Genomic DNA, 16,967 nt, shown 5'->3' with positions numbered 1-16,967 from the left:
GATTACCGTTGAGTTGATAAGTCCCTAAAAGGGACCTATCGTTCCTGTTTTGGGACTCTTCGGTTTGCGCCAGTGGAAAACCTTTCTTTAAGCGAAGCCCTGTTCACCGCCACCCAGCAAAAAGTGTTGGGATTGTTGTTCGGCAAGCCTGACCAGACGTTCTACGCCAACGAAATTGTGCGCTGGGCACAGGTTGGCAAAGGCGGCCTGATGCGTGAACTCGATCGATTGCAAAGAGCCGGGATCCTCAGCATGACTCGAGTGGGTAACCAGACCCATTACCAGGCCAATCCCGCATGTCCTATTTACGCGGAGCTTCTGGGCATCACGCGCAAGACATTCGGTTTTGCCGAGCCTCTTCGTCAGGCATTAGAACCGTTTGCCGAACAGATCACGTGGGCGTTTGTGTATGGCTCCATCGCCAAAAACTCGGCGAACACACTCAGTGACATAGATCTCATGCTGATTGGCGAAGGTCTGCACTACAGTGAGTTGATGGAGCGACTCATGCCGTTGGAGGAGCAATTGGGGCGTCCCATCAACCCGACGCTATACACCCCGCAAGACTGGGCCAGGAAGCTGGCGGCACAGAACAGTTTTGTCATGCGAGTGATGCAGCAGGAAAAAATCGATCTGTCAGGGGCAAACCCTTTGGAGTCCAAGGATGGGCAGCAACGAGAGTCTGGAGAATCTTCTACGTAGCGGTGTACTGAAAGCGGAGCCACCTGACCGCAAGGAGTGTGAAGGTCTGATGCGATCGGCTTTGGACAGGCTCAAGGATGCGCACACTTGCACACTGTCGTTTTCCAGCCGGTTCGATTTGGCCTACAACGCCGCTCACGCGCTGGCGCTGACAGCTCTTCGCTTGAGTGGCTATCGATCGGACAAGCGCTATCTGGTATTCCAGTGCCTGATCCATACCACTCAAAGCAGCAAGGTTCAGGTGCGATTGTTTGCGCTATGCCACGAGCGGCGCAATCTCGCCGAATATGAAGGCTATATGGATGAAGATGACGCGCTTCTTGAGCAGTTGCTGGAGAGCACCTCGCAATTGTTGAGTGACGTTCAGCATCGCATGAACTGAAATATCATCACGCAGTGTCAGTGCCAGGCAGCCATTCAGCGCATCGCGCAAATCTTCAGATGCCGAGCCAGAGCGCACAGGTATACTGCGCGCCTTTGCGGCTCTCTGATCGGGCCGACTTTTTGTTCCCGGAGCTTTTATGACTTCCCCGACCCAACCACCGGTTGACGACGCTGTGAGCGACGTCCCGGCTGAAGTGGCTGACGCCAGCGAAACCAAGGCCGAGATCCCGGCGTTCAAGTTCCCGTTCAAGCCGGGCGAGCTGGCTTCGGCGAAAGGCTCGAATCAGCCGTGGTACAAGAATGGCGCGAAGAATGGCCACACCAAAACCCCGGGCATGGCGCCGCCGGGCACGCGTCGGTCGATGGGCAAGCGCTGACATCGGAAAGCGATGGTGCTTGTGCTGGCCTCTTCGCGAGCAGGCTCGCTCCCACATTGGATTTGTGTAGAACCCAAACCTGTGGGAGCGAGCCTGCTCGCGAAAGCGACATCCGCTACAGCACAAATATCAGATCAAGCCGCGCGCAATGAAATGAACGCATAAGTCTGCGCCGGTTCCGTCACCACCTGCCCACCCGCAGCCAGTACCTGTCCGGCCACGTCATCGCCGGACAAATGAAACAGCCATTCACTGGTTTGCGCCGCCAGCGGTTGCGCGCTCACTTGGTCGATCACTGCTGCAAACGCATCCATGTTCGGCAAGTACGCGGTGAACCCGTCGCCCTTGAGCGCCGTGGTGCGAATTCCCAACGTTGCGCAGATCGCATCCTTGAGTTTGATGTCATCCCGATCCGCCTGACGCGAACGCTGGATCAGCTCAACCAGTTCCCGATCAACCAGCTCGCCTCCCACAATCAACTCCGGCCCCTGCTCCCACGACTCTGGCGGGCAATCCTTGGCAGCTGGATTGAGCGGGATGTGCGGATTGATTTCCGCCGGGTAAATCCGGCACACCAGCGGGCGGCGCTCGTAGATTCGGCAGCGCTTGTCGTCGTCAAGATTCCGACAGGGGCCGACGTTGTAGGCGGCAAAGGTGATCGCCACATGAGCATCGGCAGTGCCACTGCGGACCACTGCCGAACGGCGCTCGGCATGTTCGCGCTGCTGCGCCGGCAGGCCCAGGCCATTGCCGAGAAATGCCTCGACCAGCACGATCACCTGACCGCCATCGGCCGCCCACATGCGGGCTTCGGCGAGCGTCAGCGGGACATGGTGGTCGGTGCAGCATTTGCCGCAACCTACGCAGGAAAACGTCGTATTCATTGAGCGATCTTTCTTCAATCAGGGTGTGAAACGGTGGCGGAAAACCACCGCACAGGGCCGGATCGAAGCAAGTTGTGCGCCATTCACTGATATTTGGCGGTCGGGCGAATCGAATCCCACTCGGTGACGAACGCGGTTTTCGACTGTTTGTTGTACAGGCACAGCTCGCTGCCTTGCTGGCCTTTCATGTGTTTTTGCGGGTATTGGCCTTGCAGCAGAACGGCGGTGTAACCGACGCGGTCGTCGAATTGCGCGGGCGTGCCGACCGGTTTTACGTTTTTCAGCCCGCTGGTCTTCGTGCAACTGGCGAGCACTGTTTTGTCGTAGGCGGCCCAGGCGTCGGGGCTGGAGGCGTGGGCCTGGGAGGCCAGGGCGGTGAGGCTGAGCAGGGCCAGGGTGATGGCTTTCATGGTTGGGGCATCCTTGGTTATGGCCAAGGTTTGAGTCTGCCTGAAGAGTTTTGTTGCCTGGGGCACCGCTAAAAGATCGCAGCCTTCGGCAGCTCCTACATGGAAATGCGGTTTCCTGTAGGACGGAGGCTGCGATCTTTTGACTTTGATCAGTTCGGCACCAATTCCCGGCGGACCACACACATCCCGACACTCTCATACAACCGCCGCGCCCGCAGGTTGTCCTCCAGAACCCGCAAATCGACAAACCCCTCGCGGCGCTGTTGAAAGACGCTGAAGGCATGCAGCAACAACGCCCGCCCAAGCCCCCGGCCTTGCATTCGCGGATGCACCACCAGATTCTTGATATAGGCACTGGTCCAGCACTGCGCCACGCCCACCACGCCCTCGGCATCGCAGGCCACGAAACACAATGCTGGATCGTATTCAGGGTCGCTGGCAAAGCGCTGACGCCAGTCGTGCAGTGACGGCACTCGACCGCCACCTTCCAGCTGTCCGAGCTGCATCAACTGATGCACCGCCGGCGCCAGCTCCTCGCGGTAGACGGACAGCTCAATCCCCTCCGGCCACTGCGCATCCGGCAGAACCCCACTCAAGTCGCGGCGCAGCAAAAAGCAAAACGTCTCGGCCAAGACTCAGTGCCCGTTCGCCGCGACGTGTTTGGCGGCTTCGATCAGGCGTTGGGTCAGCTCAGGCGAGGAGAACTTGGTCAGCACCGCATTGGCACCGGCCAGCCGGGCCTTTTCACTGTTCATCGCGCTGTCGAGGGAGGTGTGCAGCAAGACGTACAAGTGCGCAAAGTCCGGGGTCTCGCGCAGGGTGCGGGTGAAGGCGTAGCCGTCCATTTCCGACATCTCGATGTCGGAGACGATCAGGTTGATCTGCTGCGCGGTGCCTTGCAGGTCGAGCAGGCAGTCGATGGCTTCCTTGGCACTGCGCGCGGTGTGGCATTGCAGGCCGAGGTTGCGCAGGGTGTGCACCGATTGCTGCAGGGCCACCTGGCTGTCATCGACCACCAGAATGCGCGCGTTGCCGAGCACTTCAGCGTCTTCCATGGTCAGGTCGGTCGGCGCCATTTCGATCTGCGCCGGGGCAATGCTGTGGATGACTTTTTCGATGTCCAGCACCTGTACCAGCGTGCCGTCCACCGAGGTCACGCCGGTGATGTAGGCGCGCGAGCCGCCGGAGCCGAACGGTGGCGGCTTGATGTCGGTGGTCAGGCAATGGACGATCTTGCTCACCGCCTGCACATGCAGACCCTGCTTGGAACGGCTGACATCGGTGACGATCAGGCAGCCACCGTTGGGATCTTCCAGCGGCCGCTCGCCGATCGCGCGGCTGAGGTCGATCACCGACAGCGATGCACCGCGCAGGGAGGCGATGCCTTTGACGTGCGGATGCGACTCAGGCAGCTTGGTCAGCGGCGGGCAGGGGATGATTTCACTGACTTTCAGCAGGTTGATCGCCATCAGCTTGCCGCTGCGCAAGGTAAACAGCAGAAGCGAAAGTGAATCTGCGCGGGCTTTGGTGGAAGACATAAGAACCTTCTGTGGGGCGAGAGTGGAAATCGCCAGAAACCTTTGATGCCGTGTTATCGGCGTTAAAGGGATGGGCTTTAGGTTAGTTGTCGGGTAGTCGGCTTTAGTTGATCGCTGTTCTCTCTATCACTGCCCCTCACCCCAGCCCTCTCCCAGAGGTAGAGGGGGCCGACGGAGGTGTCTGGCGTTTTACACCGACCTGAACGACCGAGTCGATTATGAATTCGGAAGAAATCTTTCACGTCAGTGGAATTCTTCAATATCCCCCAATCAGTCCCCTCTCCCTCTGGGAGAGGGCTAGGGTGAGGGTGTGCTTTGCAGTGGTCTAATTTCCCCGGACACCCCGATAGGTGGAAAATACATCTATCGAGGAGTTATTCATGACCAAAAAACGCAGGGCATTCGACGACAGCTTCAAGCTGCAAGTCGTGAAGATGGTCAAGGATCAGGGGCTAACCGTTTCGCAGGTTTGCCAGGATCTGAACATTGGTGAGACAGCCGTTCGACGCTGGCTTCAGCAATACGAGGCAGAGCAATTGGGGCAGGCCGGAATCGGTAAACCATTAACGGCGGAGCAACAGCGCATCCGGCAATTGGAGCAGGAAAATCGGCAGCTCAAAGTGGATAACGACATCCTAAAAAAGGCTACCGCCTTCTTTGCCCGCGAGCTGAAGTAAGGTATCGACTGGTTCGGCAGCTGCAAGAGAAGGCTTACTCAGTGGCACATGTCTGTCGACTACTGAGCATTAGCCGTTCGGGCTTCTATGAGTCTCAGAAGCGGGTTGATGCGCCCGTTCGGCAGAGTTGCCCTGTCGTTGTGCAGCTCAAGGCTTCTTTTGCCGAGAGTGGTGGCTGCTACGGCAGCCGCCCATTGCGCGACGCTTTGCGTGGCAAAGGCTTGTCTGTTGGGCTGTATAAAATCCGCCGTCTGATGCGTGCCAACGGCCTACGCTCGGCATGGAAGCGCAAGTTTGTACACACGACCGATAGCAATCATGACCTGCCGATTGCTGGGAATGTGCTGAACCGAAAATTTGATCCAGCGGCACCAAACAAGGCATGGGTGGCTGACATCACCTACATCCGCACCCGCAGTGGCTGGCTGTACCTGGCCGTGGTATTGGACTTGTTTTCACGCAAGATCGTGGGCTGGTCGATGGCTCCCAACATGCCGGCAGAGCTGGTGTGCACCGCAATGCAGCTGGCCATCGCGCAACGTCAACCACCGCCAGGACTGATTGCCCACTCGGATCGTGGCAGCCAATACGCGAGCGCAACTTACAGAGAGTTATTGGCAAGAAACGACATGCAGCAGAGCATGAGCCGTAAAGGTAATTGCTGGGACAATGCCGTGATGGAGCGCTTCTTCCTGAGTTTGAAAATGGAACGGGTATGGCGACGTGACTACGCGAACCATGCTGAAGCGATCCGCGACATCACCGAGTACATCGTTGGGTTTTACAACAACGAACGGCTGCACTCGAAACTGGGCTATCTGCCACCGACCGTCTATGAGCGGGCGATGGCGTCAAAACCACCTATCGAGGTGTCCGGAATTAGTTGACCACTGCACTTTTAGCTCTTCATGCCTAGTCGTTTGGCCATCCGCCCCAGATTCGCCCGATCCACCCCCAACTCCCGGGCCGCACTCGCCCAGTTATCCTGATGACGCTCCAGCGCTGCACTGATCAGGCGCCGCTGAAACTCATCGGTGGCACTGCGCAAATCACCACCGATCATCGGCATCACATTAGCCAAATCTGCATTGGCAGGCGCAACCACGTTATTCACAACCTCACGGGGCAGATCCAGATCCGCCGCGCTCAGACTCAAAATTTTCGGCCGCACTTTGCAGTTGCCCAACGCCTTCAGCGCACTGCGCCCGATCAAATGCTCCAGCTCGCGGACATTGCCCGGCCAGGTATAGGCGAGCAGCGCTTCCTGAGCATCACTGTTCAAACGCAGGCTATTGAGGCCCATGCGTGAGCGGTTCTGCTCGAGAAAGAAGCCACTGAGCAGCAACACGTCGCGCCCGCGATCGCGCAGGGCCGGCACCCGCAGCGGGTACACGCTCAAGCGGTGATAGAAGTCGGCACGATAGCGACCGCTGCGCACTTCTTCGGCCAGATCGCGATTGGTCGCGGCAATCAGACGCACGTCGACCTGATGCTCCTTGTCCGAGCCCAGGCGCTGCAACTGACCGCTCTGCAATACGCGCAGCAACTTGGCCTGGACCGTCAGCGACAGCTCGCCAACTTCGTCAAGAAACAACGTGCCGCCGTTGGCCAGTTCGAACTTGCCGCGGCGGTCGCTGGTGGCGCCGGTGAAGGCGCCGCGCACGTGGCCGAACAGTTCGCTTTCCACCAGCGTGTCGGGGAGCGCGGCGCAGTTGAGGCTGATGATCGGTTTGTCGGCGCGCGCGGAAGCAGCGTGAATGGCTTGGGCGACCAGCTCTTTGCCGACGCCGGTTTCGCCGGTGATCAGAACGGTCAGGTCGCTGCCGCCGACCAGATTGATTTCTTCCACCAGACGTTTGTGCGCTTTGCTCTGGCCGATCATTTCGCGGTTCTGCTGGCCGCTGGCCTGACGGTAAACCTCGGCGCGCTGATGTTCGTCCTCGGCACGAGTGGCCAGCCGTTCGATGCGTTCGGCCGCATTGACTGTGGCCGAGGCGAGGCTGGCGAAGGCTTGCAGGGCGTCGAGTTCGATCGGCTCGAAACGCTCGGGGTCCAGCGCGTCGAGGGTGATCAGGCCCCAGAGTTTTTCATCGACGAATAAAGGACAGCCGAGGCAGTCGTGAACTTCGAGGTGATCGTCGAGGCCATCGACCAAACCGTCATAAGGATCGGGCAGGTCGCTGTCGGCAGCGAAGCGCGTCGGCCCGGCGCCGGCCAGCAGGATTTCAAAACGCGGATGCTCGCTGACCTTGAAGCGGCGCCCGAGGGTGTCGGTACTCAAGCCGTCTACCGCCAGCGGCACCAATGATTCGCCATCCAGACGCAACAACGCGGCGGCATCGCAAGGCAACAAGGCGCGCATGGCCTCGAGGAGGCGCCGGTAGCGCTCACCTTCGGGCAGTTCGCGGGAGAGGTCGGCGACCAGAGGCAGCAGGGCGGTAAGCAAGGATTTAGCGGTCATGATTTTTTGTAGTCAAAGAGACAAGGTGTAGTCGAGATGACTATACGTTCATTTGTGTCTAAATGACTATGCGCATCTCAACTCATTGAATTTAAACGATTAATTAGTTGGCACGAAAGCTGATATCCCCAAGGCAATCTTTCAAGAAAGCGCAGGAGTTACTTTTATGCTTAGCGTCCAGGATCGTGCCATCATCAAATCCACCGTGCCTCTGCTGGAAAGCGGCGGCGAGGCGTTGATCACGCATTTCTACCGCATGATGCTCTCCGAATACCCGCAGGTGCGCCCACTGTTCAACCAGGCGCATCAGGCCAGTGGCGATCAGCCGCGTGCCTTGGCCAACGGCGTGCTGATGTACGCCCGGCACATCGATCAACTCGACCAGTTGGGCGATCTGGTGGCGAAAATCATCAACAAACACGTCGCTCTACAGATTCTGCCGGAGCATTACCCGATCGTCGGCAGCTGCCTGCTGCGCGCCATTTCCGAAGTGCTCGGCGAAGAGATCGCCACGCCTGAGGTGATGAGTGCCTGGGGCGCTGCGTACGGGCAACTGGCCGACATCCTGATCGGCGCGGAAACCGCGATCTATGACCAGAAGGAACACGCCGTCGGCGGCTGGCGCGGTGCGCGGGAATTCATCGTCGCGGGGAAAGTGCAGGAGAGCGCGGAAATCACCTCGTTCTACTTCGAACCGGCAGACAAAGGGCTGATTCTTGCGGCCGAACCGGGTCAGTACATCGGCATGAAGCTGATCCTCGACGGCGAAGAAATCCGCCGCAACTATTCGCTCTCGGCACTGGCCAATAACGGTCAGTACCGCATCAGCGTCAAGCGTGAACCGAATGGTCGCGCGTCCAACTACCTGCATGATCAACTGCACGTCGGCGCGAGCATCCAACTGTTCCCGCCGTCGGGCGAATTCACCCTGGCGGCCAGCGACAAGCCGCTGGTGCTGATCAGCGGCGGCGTCGGCATCACCCCGACGCTGGCGATGCTGGAAGCCGCGCTGGCCACCGAACGTCCGGTGCACTTTATCCACTGCGCGCGCAATGGCAGCGTCCATGCGTTCCGCGACTGGGTCGATGGGCTCGCGGCGCGTCATCCGCAACTCAAGCGCTTCTATTGCTACGCCGAAGAGGATGGCGTCAGCCCGGCGGCGGACAAGGTTGGCCTGCTCAACGAAGAACTGCTCGGCCAGTGGCTGCCGGTACAGCGCGATGTCGATGCGTACTTCCTCGGACCGAAAGGGTTCATGGGCGCGATCAAGCGGCATCTGAAAGCGTTGGGCGTTCCGGAGAAACAGAGCCGTTACGAGTTCTTCGGCCCGGCTGCTGCTCTGGAGTGATCCGAGACCGAGTTGTCTCGTTCGCGAGCAGGCTCGCTCCCACCGGATTTGCGTTCGACGCAGGTCCGGTGGGAGCGAGCCTGCACGCGAATCTTCTGCGCGCCGCAAAGCCATGTTGGTTAATCATTCCTTAACCGCTCTATCGTTTATTGCCCCGGTGTAGACTTGCGACAATTTCAGCCGCCGGCCGGCTGGACCATGGACTTACAAAGGAAAGGCAATGAGCGAGGAAACGATGCGGTTGGGGCGTGAGCGGCGCTATCTGGTGTTGCTGGGGATCATCTGCCTGGCGTTGATCGGCGGCGCACTTTACATGCAGGTCGTGCTCGGCGAAGCACCTTGCCCGCTGTGCATCCTGCAGCGCTATGCACTGTTGCTGATTGCACTGTTCGCCTTCATTGGTGCGGGCATGCGCAGCCGTCGCAGCATCACCGTGTTCGAGACGCTGGTGGTGATCTGTGCGATCGCCGGGGCCGGTGTGGCCGGGCATCACGTCTATACGCAGTTCTATCCGGCGGTGAGCTGTGGCGTCGATGTGCTGCAGCCGATTGTCGATGATCTGCCGCTGGCGAAGATCTTCCCGCTGGGCTTCCGGGTTGACGGTTTCTGCTCGACGCCGTATCCGCCGATCCTCGGCCTGTCGCTGGCGCAATGGGCGCTGGTGGCGTTCGTGCTGGTGGTCATTCTGGTGCCTCTGCTGACTTCGCGTAATCGAAAAGCGCTGCACTGAAGTCAACTTCTCGGCAGAGCTGCCGATAAACAAAATGCCCCGATTTTCGCTGCTGAAAATCGGGGCGTTTTGCATTTCAGAGCGTTTGTGAAAACACCGTGACGAACGGCAATGAAGCGTGCGGCAAATGTGCGACATGTTGTCACACAGGGGCTGTCGCAGGGACTCGGGATGCGGCGGATTGGCCGACTGTTACATAAAAACATTGGCCAGTTTCAGCGTTTTCGGGCTTCAGCACGGACGTACCAGAGCAGGCAGTTTTAACAGGCGCCGGCAGATGGACGAAGCCCTTGGAATATCGGGCTTTGCGCCGCTCCAGCGTTTGTAGATCGGGTGCAGAGCTGTCTGATTTGAGGCGGTTTTGCTGACGGATTTTGCTGCTTTTATTGAGAAACGCTTTCGATAACTTGCGCAACTTTTGCAAAAATGGCGATGGATTGTTGCTCTGAGTGATAAAAATTATTTCGGGATAAGACATGGTGTATAGGGCGCTACCTATCTACAATCGCCCGCACTGAATTCCCGACGCTGTTCAGCCTTTATCAAGGAACTGATCAGGAGGTCGGGTGTCGAGCGAGCCGCGAGGTTTTCGAGACACCCTGGTGTCGGTGCCTTTCCAATTTTCCGCACCAAATGGAATTGGTCTGTAACAAGGCCTTTGACCACGAATTCGAATAAGAACTGAACGCTGTCCCAAGGTTTTGTCGAGCGTGAGACGCGCGACGGGCGGCCCTTATTCAATCCAAAGAAAATGCCAACCCTTGGCAGGGTGAAGTGTTGGCGATCAAAACCCAACTGCATTGCGCAAGCTGCTTTAGAGGTCGTGAGATGAGTAAAAACAGGTACCCCAGATTACTAGGCCTAGTGCCGCTGCTCGGCACGTTGTTGCTGGGAGGCTGCAACATGACCTTGCTCAATCCAACGGGCCAGGTCGGCCTGGAACAGCGCAACCTGATCATCACCGCCACGCTGCTGATGCTGTTGGTCGTCGTGCCGGTCATCGTCATGACCTTCCTGTTTGCCTGGAAGTACCGCGCTTCGAACAAGAACGCCGTCTACACGCCGAAGTGGTCGCACTCGACCAAGATCGAAGTGGCCGTATGGACCATCCCGGTGCTGATCATCATCGCCCTGGGCTACATCACTTACATCTCGACTCACGAGCTGGACCCGTATCGTCCGATCGAGTCTGACGTCAAGCCGGTGACCATCGAAGTCGTCGCGCTGGACTGGAAGTGGCTGTTCATCTACCCGGAACAAGGCATTGCCACGGTCAACAAGATCGTGTTCCCGGCGCACACGCCAATCAACTTCAAGATCACCTCCGACGCCGTGATGAACTCGTTCTTCATCCCGGGCCTGGGCGGCCAGATCTACGCGATGGCGGGCATGCAGACCAAGCTGCACCTGATCGCTGACCGCAACGCTGAAATGGACGGTATCTCCGCCAACTACAGCGGTGCCGGTTTCACCGGTATGAAATTCAAGGCTATCTCCACCACTCAGGAAGATTTCGACGCCTGGGTAAGTGAAGTCAAGAAGTCGCCTAAACAGCTTGATCAGGCTGAATACGCGGCCCTGGCCAAACCGAGCCAGAACAACCCAGTCGAACTCTACTCGTCGGTCACGCCGAACCAGTTCCAGATCATCGTCGACAAGTACGAAGGTATGAAGCCGGGCAAGCCGCTGAAGCACGAGAAGAAAGAGAAAGAAGTGGCGGCCACGGATATTGACGCGGGTTCGCATTCAGCTGCCGGGGCAGAGGAGTAAACGATGTTTGGTAAATTAAGTTGGGAAGCAGTCCCATTCCACGAGCCGATCGTGATGGTGACCATCGCCATGATCGCCCTCGGTGGTCTGGCGCTGTTCGCTGCGATCACTTACTTCAAGAAGTGGACGTACCTGTGGACCGAATGGCTGACTTCGGTCGACCACAAGAAAATCGGCGTGATGTACATCATCGTCGCCATGGTCATGCTGCTGCGCGGTTTTGCCGACGCGATCATGATGCGTACCCAGCTGGCCATGGCCACCGAGGGTTCGCCTGGCTACCTGCCACCTGAACACTATGACCAGATCTTCACCGCTCACGGTGTGATCATGATCATCTTCATGGCGATGCCATTCTTCACCGGCCTGATGAACCTTGCAGTGCCGCTGCAGATCGGCGCGCGTGACGTTGCGTTCCCGTTCCTGAACTCCCTGAGCTTCTGGCTGCTGGTGTCCGGCGTTGTGCTGATCAACCTGTCGCTGGGTATCGGTGAATTCGCCAAGACCGGTTGGGTTGCGTATCCGCCGCTGTCGGGTCTGCAATACAGCCCTGGCGTGGGTATGGATTACTACATCTGGGCGCTACAGCTATCCGGATTGGGTACGACGTTAACCGGGGTCAACTTCCTCGCGACCGTACTGAAAATGCGTACCCCTGGCATGAAACTGATGGACATGCCGATCTTCACCTGGACCTGCACCTGGGCAAACGTTCTGATCGTGGCTTCGTTCCCGATCCTGACCGCTACCCTGGCACTGCTGACCCTTGACCGTTACATGGATTTCCACATTTTCACCAATGAACTTGGTGGCAATCCGATGATGTACGTCAACCTGTTCTGGGCGTGGGGCCACCCTGAGGTTTACATCCTGATCCTGCCGGCCTTCGGCATCTTCTCGGAAGTGATCTCGGCCTTCACCGGCAAGAAACTGTTCGGCCACCACTCGATGATCTACGCCTCGGGCGCGATCTCGGTACTGGGCTTCATGGTCTGGCTGCACCACTTCTTCACCATGGGTTCGGGTGCAAGCGTCAACGCCTTCTTCGGTCTGGCGACGATGCTGATTTCCATCCCGACGGGTGTGAAGCTGTTCAACTGGCTGTTCACCATCTACCAGGGCCGTCTGCGCTTCACCAGCCAAGTCATGTGGACTCTGGGCTTCATGGTGACCTTCGCCATCGGCGGCATGACCGGCGTACTGCTGGCCATCCCGGGTGCTGACTTCGTGCTGCACAACAGCCTGTTCGTGATCGCGCACTTCCACAACGTGATCATCGGCGGTGCGGTATTCGGTTACATCGCTGGCTTCGCGTTCTACTTCCCGAAAGCGTTCGGCTTCAAGCTGCACGAAGGCTGGGGTAAAGCAGCGTTCTGGTTCTGGATCTCGGGCTTCTTCGTCGCGTTCATGCCGCTCTATGCACTGGGCTTCATGGGCATGACCCGTCGTCTGAACGCCACCACCAACCCTGAGTGGGTACCGTACCTGTACGTTGCCATGTTCGGTGCGGTGATGATTGCTGTAGGTATCGCCTGCCAACTGATCCAGCTGTACGTCAGTGTGCGTGACCGCAACAAGCCAGAGAACGTTTGCGATCACGGTGACCCGTGGAATGCACACACCCTGGAATGGTCGACCTCGTCGCCACCACCGTTCTACAACTTCGCTGTGCTGCCTAAGGCTGACTGCATCGACCCGTTCACCGAAGCCAAGGAAAACGGTACTGCGTACCAGCGTCCGGCCAAGTACGAGCCGATCCACATGCCGAACAACACCGCTACTGGCGTGGTGATGGGCGCGCTGTTGACCGTCTTCGGTTTCGCGATGATCTGGCACATCTGGTGGCTGGCGATCGCGAGCCTGGTGGGCACCGTCGTTTACTTCGTGATCCACGCTGCACGTGACGACCAGGGCTATATGGTTCCGGTTGAAACGATCGAGCGTATCGAAGCCGAGCAGCACAAGCGTCTGGTCGCGGCAGGGAAAATCCCGGCCAATGCCACCCGTGTTGAAACCTCGTTGGAACAGGCTTAAACCATGTCGAACTTAGTGACCAATGTTGGACACGCCCATGGTGACCATGGGCACGATGACCATCACCACGACTCGGGCGAGATGACCGTATACGGTTTCTGGCTCTACCTGATGACCGACTGCATTCTGTTTGCGTCGATCTTCGCGGTGTACGCAGTACTGGTAAACAACGTTGCCGGTGGCCCGTCGGGCCACGAGATCTTCGAACTGCCTTACGTGCTGGGCGAAACCGCTCTGCTGTTGTTCAGTTCGATCACCTACGGCTTCGCCATGCTGGCGTTGTACAAGGGCAAGAAGCAGGCGGTCCTGGGCTGGTTGTTCATGACCTTCCTGCTCGGCGCGGGCTTCATCGCCATGGAGATCAACGAGTTCCACCTGCTGATCTCCGAGGGCTTCGGTCCTAGCCGTTCGGGCTTCCTGTCGGCGTTCTTCACCCTGGTCGGTACCCACGGTCTGCACGTTTCGGCCGGTCTGATCTGGATGGGCATCATGATGTATCAGGTCAACAAGCATGGCCTGACGTCGACCAACAAGACCCGTCTGAGCTGCCTGAGCCTGTTCTGGCACTTCCTGGACGTGGTCTGGATCTGCGTCTTCACCGTTGTTTACCTGATGGGGACTCTGTAATGGCTAACGCACACTCCCATGACAGCCACGATGCTGGCCACGGCAGCGTCAAGTCGTACGCCATCGGCTTCATCCTGTCGGTAATCCTGACCGTCATTCCGTTCGGTCTGGTGATGTACCCGACCCTGCCGAAGTCGACGACGCTGGCAATCGTTCTGCTGTTCGCAGTGATCCAGGTGATCGTTCACCTGTATTACTTCCTGCACCTGGACCGTTCCATTGCACAGCGTAACAACGTGATCGCATTCGTCTTTACGGCGATCGTGATCGTGCTGCTGGTTGGCCTGTCGCTGTGGATCATGTTCAGCATCCACACGTACATGATGGCGAAGTGAGGTAGACCCGATGTCGCTCAAGCACTTTATCCAAATCACCAAACCGGGGATCATTTTCGGTAACGTGCTTTCTGTGGCAGGCGGGTTCTTCCTGGCCTCGAAAGGGCATGTCGATCTGGCGGTGTTTCTGGCCGCCATGATCGGTACTTCCCTGGTCGTGGCCTCCGGTTGCGTGTTCAACAACTGCATCGACCGCGACATCGACCTGAAGATGGAACGCACCAAGAACCGTGTGCTGGTCCAGGGCCTCATCTCCCTGAAACTGGCCCTGGTTTACGCGACCATTCTGGGTGTTCTCGGCGTTGCCTTGTTGTACAAGGTGGCCAACCCGTTGGCTGCCTTGTTCGCAGTAATCGGCTTCATCATCTACGTCGGCTTCTACAGCCTGTACCTCAAGCGCAAGTCGGTTCACGGCACGCTGGTGGGCAGTCTGTCGGGCGCCATGCCGCCAGTGATCGGTTACGTTGCCGTGACCAACAGCTTCGACATGGCCGCACTGACCCTGCTGGTGATGTTCAGCCTGTGGCAGATGCCGCATTCCTACGCCATCGCGATTTTCCGTTTCAACGATTACCTGGCCGCATCGATTCCGGTGCTGCCAGTGAAACGCGGCATTCAAGTGGCGAAGAAGCACATCCTGCTCTACATCCTGGCGTTCCTCGTGGCGACCTTGATGCTGACCTTCAGCGGCTACGCCGGCATGAGCTACCTCGCCGTCGCCGCCGCCATGGGCATGTACTGGCTGTACATGGCCTGGACCGGCTACAAGGCAGTCGATGACACCGTCTGGGCACGCAAGCTGTTCGTGTTCTCGATCTTCACCATCACTGCGTTGAGCGTCATGATGTCCCTGGACTTCAAGGTGCCGACAGAGCTGTTGCTGACGTACGCGCCGTAAGGTTTGCAAGCTTCAGAAAAAACCCCGCACGTTGAGAGATGTGCGGGGTTTTTTGTTGGTTGAAATATGCTCGTTCGGGGTGCTGCCATTCGCGAGCAGGCTCGCTCCCACAGTTTGCGGTTGCGGCCATTCGGTAAAAGACCTAGATTCGGATCCAACCCCGACAGTAGTAGCTCCAAGCCATCCTTCGGTGCTCGACTGTCTCAACCCGTGCATTGATCAAAAGGCTGGGCGCAATGACCGAACGGATGACCTGCGATGAGCGCTTTATCGCCCTGGCTGAAGAACTCAACTACGACATCTATGGCGAGAACACCGCCGGTGGCAATTACGCGCCGCTGATCGTCATCACGACGAGCTGTACATCAGCGGGATGGTGCCGCGGGTCAATGGCAAGATTCTCTATCCCGGTCGCGTGGGGCTGGAACTGAACCTCAAGGATGCACAAGCAGCGGCGAGCATCAGCGCCATGCGTTGCCTGGCGCTGATCGTCGATGCGGTCGGTTCGCTGGACAAGATTCGCGCGTTGTTGCGGGTCACGGTGTATGTGAAGTCGACTGCTGACTTTGTCGACCTGAGCGAAGTGGCCAACGGCGCTTCGGACGTGTTCAGCCATGTGCTGGGCGATGCCGGACGGCATACGCGCACGACCATCGGCGTGTATCAGTTGCCGAAGAATGCGGCGATTGAAGTGGACATGATTGCGGCGTTGCATCCTTCGGCTTGAGGGGGGGTTAGCGGTTTGCCCTCACCCTAACCCTCTCCCGGAGGGAGAGGGGACTGACTGAGGGGCTCTCAAGATATACGCCGACCTGAAATACCGAGCCGAACTCAGGTTTGAAAATCACACAAGTCGGCTCCCTTTACCTCGGGAGAGGGCTGGGCGGGCGGCGTTCCGATGAGGGGCGACGATTTTCGCCTCCTCACGAATCACAAGCCGGACAACAAAAAGCCCCGCCTGAATCTCAGTGCGGGGCTTTTTCACAAGCGCTTGGCAGATTACTGCGCCGCGATGCTGTAACCATCAAACGCCGTCTGCTGCTGCAGTGCGGTGATGATGTTCTTGCGGTTCACCGCCTGTTCCGTACCGGCGTTATCGACGAAGGTTTCGCTCTCCAGCTCGGCTTCATCGCCTTCACCGACGAAGGTGAAACCGAGGAATTCCAGTGCCTCACGATCAACATTCAGGCGCGAACGCGGCGTGCGCATTGGCAGGGTCACGCTGGCGCCGTCCTTGCTGATGGTGAAGATTTCCACTTCTTTCTTTTTGGCGGCCTTGCTCTTGCCGCCGCTCGGATTGCTGATCGCCTGATGGGTCTGATTCAGCACTTTCAGCGCCAGACCATAAACGATTTCCTGAAACGCCGGATCGTCCTTGAAGCAGGACAGAATGCGCCCGATCGAGAACTTGCTGCTCAGGTCTTCCAGCGCGGCGATGTCCGCTGCCTCGGCGTCTTTCAGGCGCTTGAGTTCGCCCATCAGCTCGTACGCCTTGTCGTCATCAAAACTGTCATGCGCCTGACGGATCGCCGCACGCAATTCACGGATCTGGTCGCTCTCGCGGGTCGACTGGAACGCGTCGAGGACCATCTCGCTGATGATTTTGGCTTGTGGCAGGTGTTGTGAAAGATTGATGGAGTTTTCGTATTCCGCTTTGGACGACTGGGTGACTACGGATTCAGCGGTGTTGAAATCGGACATTGAAATTTCACTACTTTTTAACTTGAGTTGAGGCGAGAAAGCACGAGGTCTTTTTCAGGCCGACTAATTTAGGGGAGCGGCGCGGCGTTGT

18 protein-coding genes and 1 pseudogene are annotated in these 16,967 nt (G+C 58.1%); 12 read left to right on the top strand and 7 right to left on the bottom strand.

From position 1 onward, the window contains the following. Positions 1–72 precede the first annotated feature (72 nt). The 3 genes from HU724_RS23185 to HU724_RS23175 all read left to right on the top strand — a co-directional run bounded on the left by HU724_RS23185 (position 73) and on the right by HU724_RS23175 (position 1,463). Positions 73–702: a nucleotidyltransferase domain-containing protein gene (locus tag HU724_RS23185; RefSeq protein ID WP_110646179.1), complete on the top strand. Its 630-nt coding sequence runs from the start codon at positions 73–75 to the stop codon at positions 700–702. Then, positions 665–1,084 carry a hypothetical protein gene (locus HU724_RS23180; protein WP_065616625.1) on the top strand — a complete coding sequence of 140 codons (420 nt, stop codon included), beginning with the start codon at positions 665–667 and terminating at the stop codon, positions 1,082–1,084. The genes HU724_RS23185 and HU724_RS23180 overlap by 38 nt, the downstream gene beginning before the upstream one ends. A gap of 139 nt (positions 1,085–1,223) precedes the next feature. Continuing rightward, on the top strand, positions 1,224–1,463 hold the full coding sequence (locus HU724_RS23175) for a hypothetical protein (protein WP_016773292.1): 240 nt from the start codon (positions 1,224–1,226) through the stop codon (positions 1,461–1,463). 134 nt (positions 1,464–1,597) lie between these two features. On the opposite strand, the gene HU724_RS23170 is transcribed toward HU724_RS23175, so the two are convergent. The 4 genes from HU724_RS23170 to HU724_RS23155 form a co-directional block, all read right to left on the bottom strand. Beyond that, positions 1,598–2,347 carry a YkgJ family cysteine cluster protein gene (locus HU724_RS23170; RefSeq protein ID WP_186569193.1) on the bottom strand — a complete coding sequence of 250 codons (750 nt, stop codon included), beginning with the start codon at positions 2,345–2,347 and terminating at the stop codon, positions 1,598–1,600. Positions 2,348–2,430: 83 nt separating this feature from the next. Next, positions 2,431–2,757 carry a hypothetical protein gene (locus tag HU724_RS23165; RefSeq protein ID WP_186569194.1) on the bottom strand — a complete coding sequence of 109 codons (327 nt, stop codon included), beginning with the start codon at positions 2,755–2,757 and terminating at the stop codon, positions 2,431–2,433. Between the two features lie 149 nt (positions 2,758–2,906). Continuing rightward, positions 2,907–3,389 (bottom strand): GNAT family N-acetyltransferase, encoded by a 483-nt coding sequence (locus tag HU724_RS23160; RefSeq protein ID WP_186569195.1) that lies wholly within the window; start codon positions 3,387–3,389, stop codon positions 2,907–2,909. A 3-nt stretch (positions 3,390–3,392) separates the two neighbouring features. Continuing rightward, the gene (locus tag HU724_RS23155) at positions 3,393–4,295 is read right to left on the bottom strand and encodes a chemotaxis protein CheV (RefSeq protein WP_016773296.1); all 903 of its coding nucleotides are present in this window, start codon (positions 4,293–4,295) and stop codon (positions 3,393–3,395) included. A 380-nt stretch (positions 4,296–4,675) separates the two neighbouring features. Between HU724_RS23155 and HU724_RS23150 the strand changes: the two genes are divergently transcribed. Continuing rightward, a protein-coding gene (locus HU724_RS23150; RefSeq protein WP_217847178.1) for an IS3 family transposase occupies positions 4,676–5,859 on the top strand; the annotation gives its coding sequence in 2 pieces (ribosomal slippage) (positions 4,676–4,940 and positions 4,940–5,859; 1,185 coding nt in all). An 11-nt stretch (positions 5,860–5,870) separates the two neighbouring features. Here the strand turns inward: HU724_RS23150 and norR are convergent. Beyond that, complete coding sequence (norR, locus tag HU724_RS23145) at positions 5,871–7,433, bottom strand: nitric oxide reductase transcriptional regulator NorR (protein WP_186569518.1); 1,563 nt, start codon at positions 7,431–7,433, stop codon at positions 5,871–5,873. 166 nt (positions 7,434–7,599) lie between these two features. Here norR and hmpA point away from each other — a divergent pair, with 166 nt between their 5' ends. Beyond that, positions 7,600–8,781 carry an NO-inducible flavohemoprotein gene (gene hmpA / locus HU724_RS23140; RefSeq protein ID WP_186569517.1) on the top strand — a complete coding sequence of 394 codons (1,182 nt, stop codon included), beginning with the start codon at positions 7,600–7,602 and terminating at the stop codon, positions 8,779–8,781. A gap of 220 nt (positions 8,782–9,001) precedes the next feature. Beyond that, positions 9,002–9,511 carry a disulfide bond formation protein B gene (locus HU724_RS23135; RefSeq protein WP_186569516.1) on the top strand — a complete coding sequence of 170 codons (510 nt, stop codon included), beginning with the start codon at positions 9,002–9,004 and terminating at the stop codon, positions 9,509–9,511. Between the two features lie 142 nt (positions 9,512–9,653). Here HU724_RS23135 and HU724_RS23130 read toward each other — a convergent pair whose 3' ends face one another. Continuing rightward, positions 9,654–9,989 (bottom strand): hypothetical protein, encoded by a 336-nt coding sequence (locus tag HU724_RS23130; RefSeq protein ID WP_186569515.1) that lies wholly within the window; start codon positions 9,987–9,989, stop codon positions 9,654–9,656. A gap of 350 nt (positions 9,990–10,339) precedes the next feature. Between HU724_RS23130 and cyoA the strand changes: the two genes are divergently transcribed. The 6 genes and pseudogenes from cyoA (at position 10,340) to HU724_RS23100 (ending at position 15,902) form a co-directional block, all read left to right on the top strand. Then, positions 10,340–11,281 (top strand): ubiquinol oxidase subunit II, encoded by a 942-nt coding sequence (cyoA, locus tag HU724_RS23125; RefSeq protein ID WP_024014231.1) that lies wholly within the window; start codon positions 10,340–10,342, stop codon positions 11,279–11,281. Positions 11,282–11,284: 3 nt separating this feature from the next. Next, entirely contained in the window at positions 11,285–13,315 is a 2,031-nt protein-coding gene (gene cyoB / locus HU724_RS23120) for a cytochrome o ubiquinol oxidase subunit I (RefSeq protein ID WP_016773302.1), read from the top strand. Between the two features lie 3 nt (positions 13,316–13,318). Further along, positions 13,319–13,942 (top strand): cytochrome o ubiquinol oxidase subunit III, encoded by a 624-nt coding sequence (gene cyoC / locus HU724_RS23115; protein ID WP_024014230.1) that lies wholly within the window; start codon positions 13,319–13,321, stop codon positions 13,940–13,942. Continuing rightward, positions 13,942–14,277, top strand: coding sequence for a cytochrome o ubiquinol oxidase subunit IV (cyoD, locus tag HU724_RS23110; protein ID WP_011335842.1), 336 nt, complete (start codon positions 13,942–13,944; stop codon positions 14,275–14,277). The genes cyoC and cyoD overlap by 1 nt, the downstream gene beginning before the upstream one ends. 10 nt (positions 14,278–14,287) lie before the next feature. Further along, complete coding sequence (gene cyoE, locus HU724_RS23105; RefSeq protein WP_016773305.1) at positions 14,288–15,175, top strand: heme o synthase; 888 nt, start codon at positions 14,288–14,290, stop codon at positions 15,173–15,175. 236 nt (positions 15,176–15,411) lie between these two features. Next, positions 15,412–15,902, top strand: a pseudogene (locus tag HU724_RS23100) (RidA family protein). 272 nt (positions 15,903–16,174) lie between these two features. Here HU724_RS23100 and HU724_RS23095 read toward each other — a convergent pair. Continuing rightward, positions 16,175–16,876, bottom strand: coding sequence for a hypothetical protein (locus tag HU724_RS23095; protein WP_186569514.1), 702 nt, complete (start codon positions 16,874–16,876; stop codon positions 16,175–16,177). Between the last annotated feature and the right edge of the window lie 91 nt (positions 16,877–16,967).

It is taken from the genome of Pseudomonas iranensis (assembly GCF_014268585.2).
Taxonomy (GTDB): Bacteria; Pseudomonadota; Gammaproteobacteria; order Pseudomonadales; family Pseudomonadaceae; genus Aquipseudomonas; species Aquipseudomonas iranensis.
The sequence above is the reverse complement of the archived record's forward strand: the minus strand, read 5'-3'. Positions and strand labels throughout refer to the sequence as shown.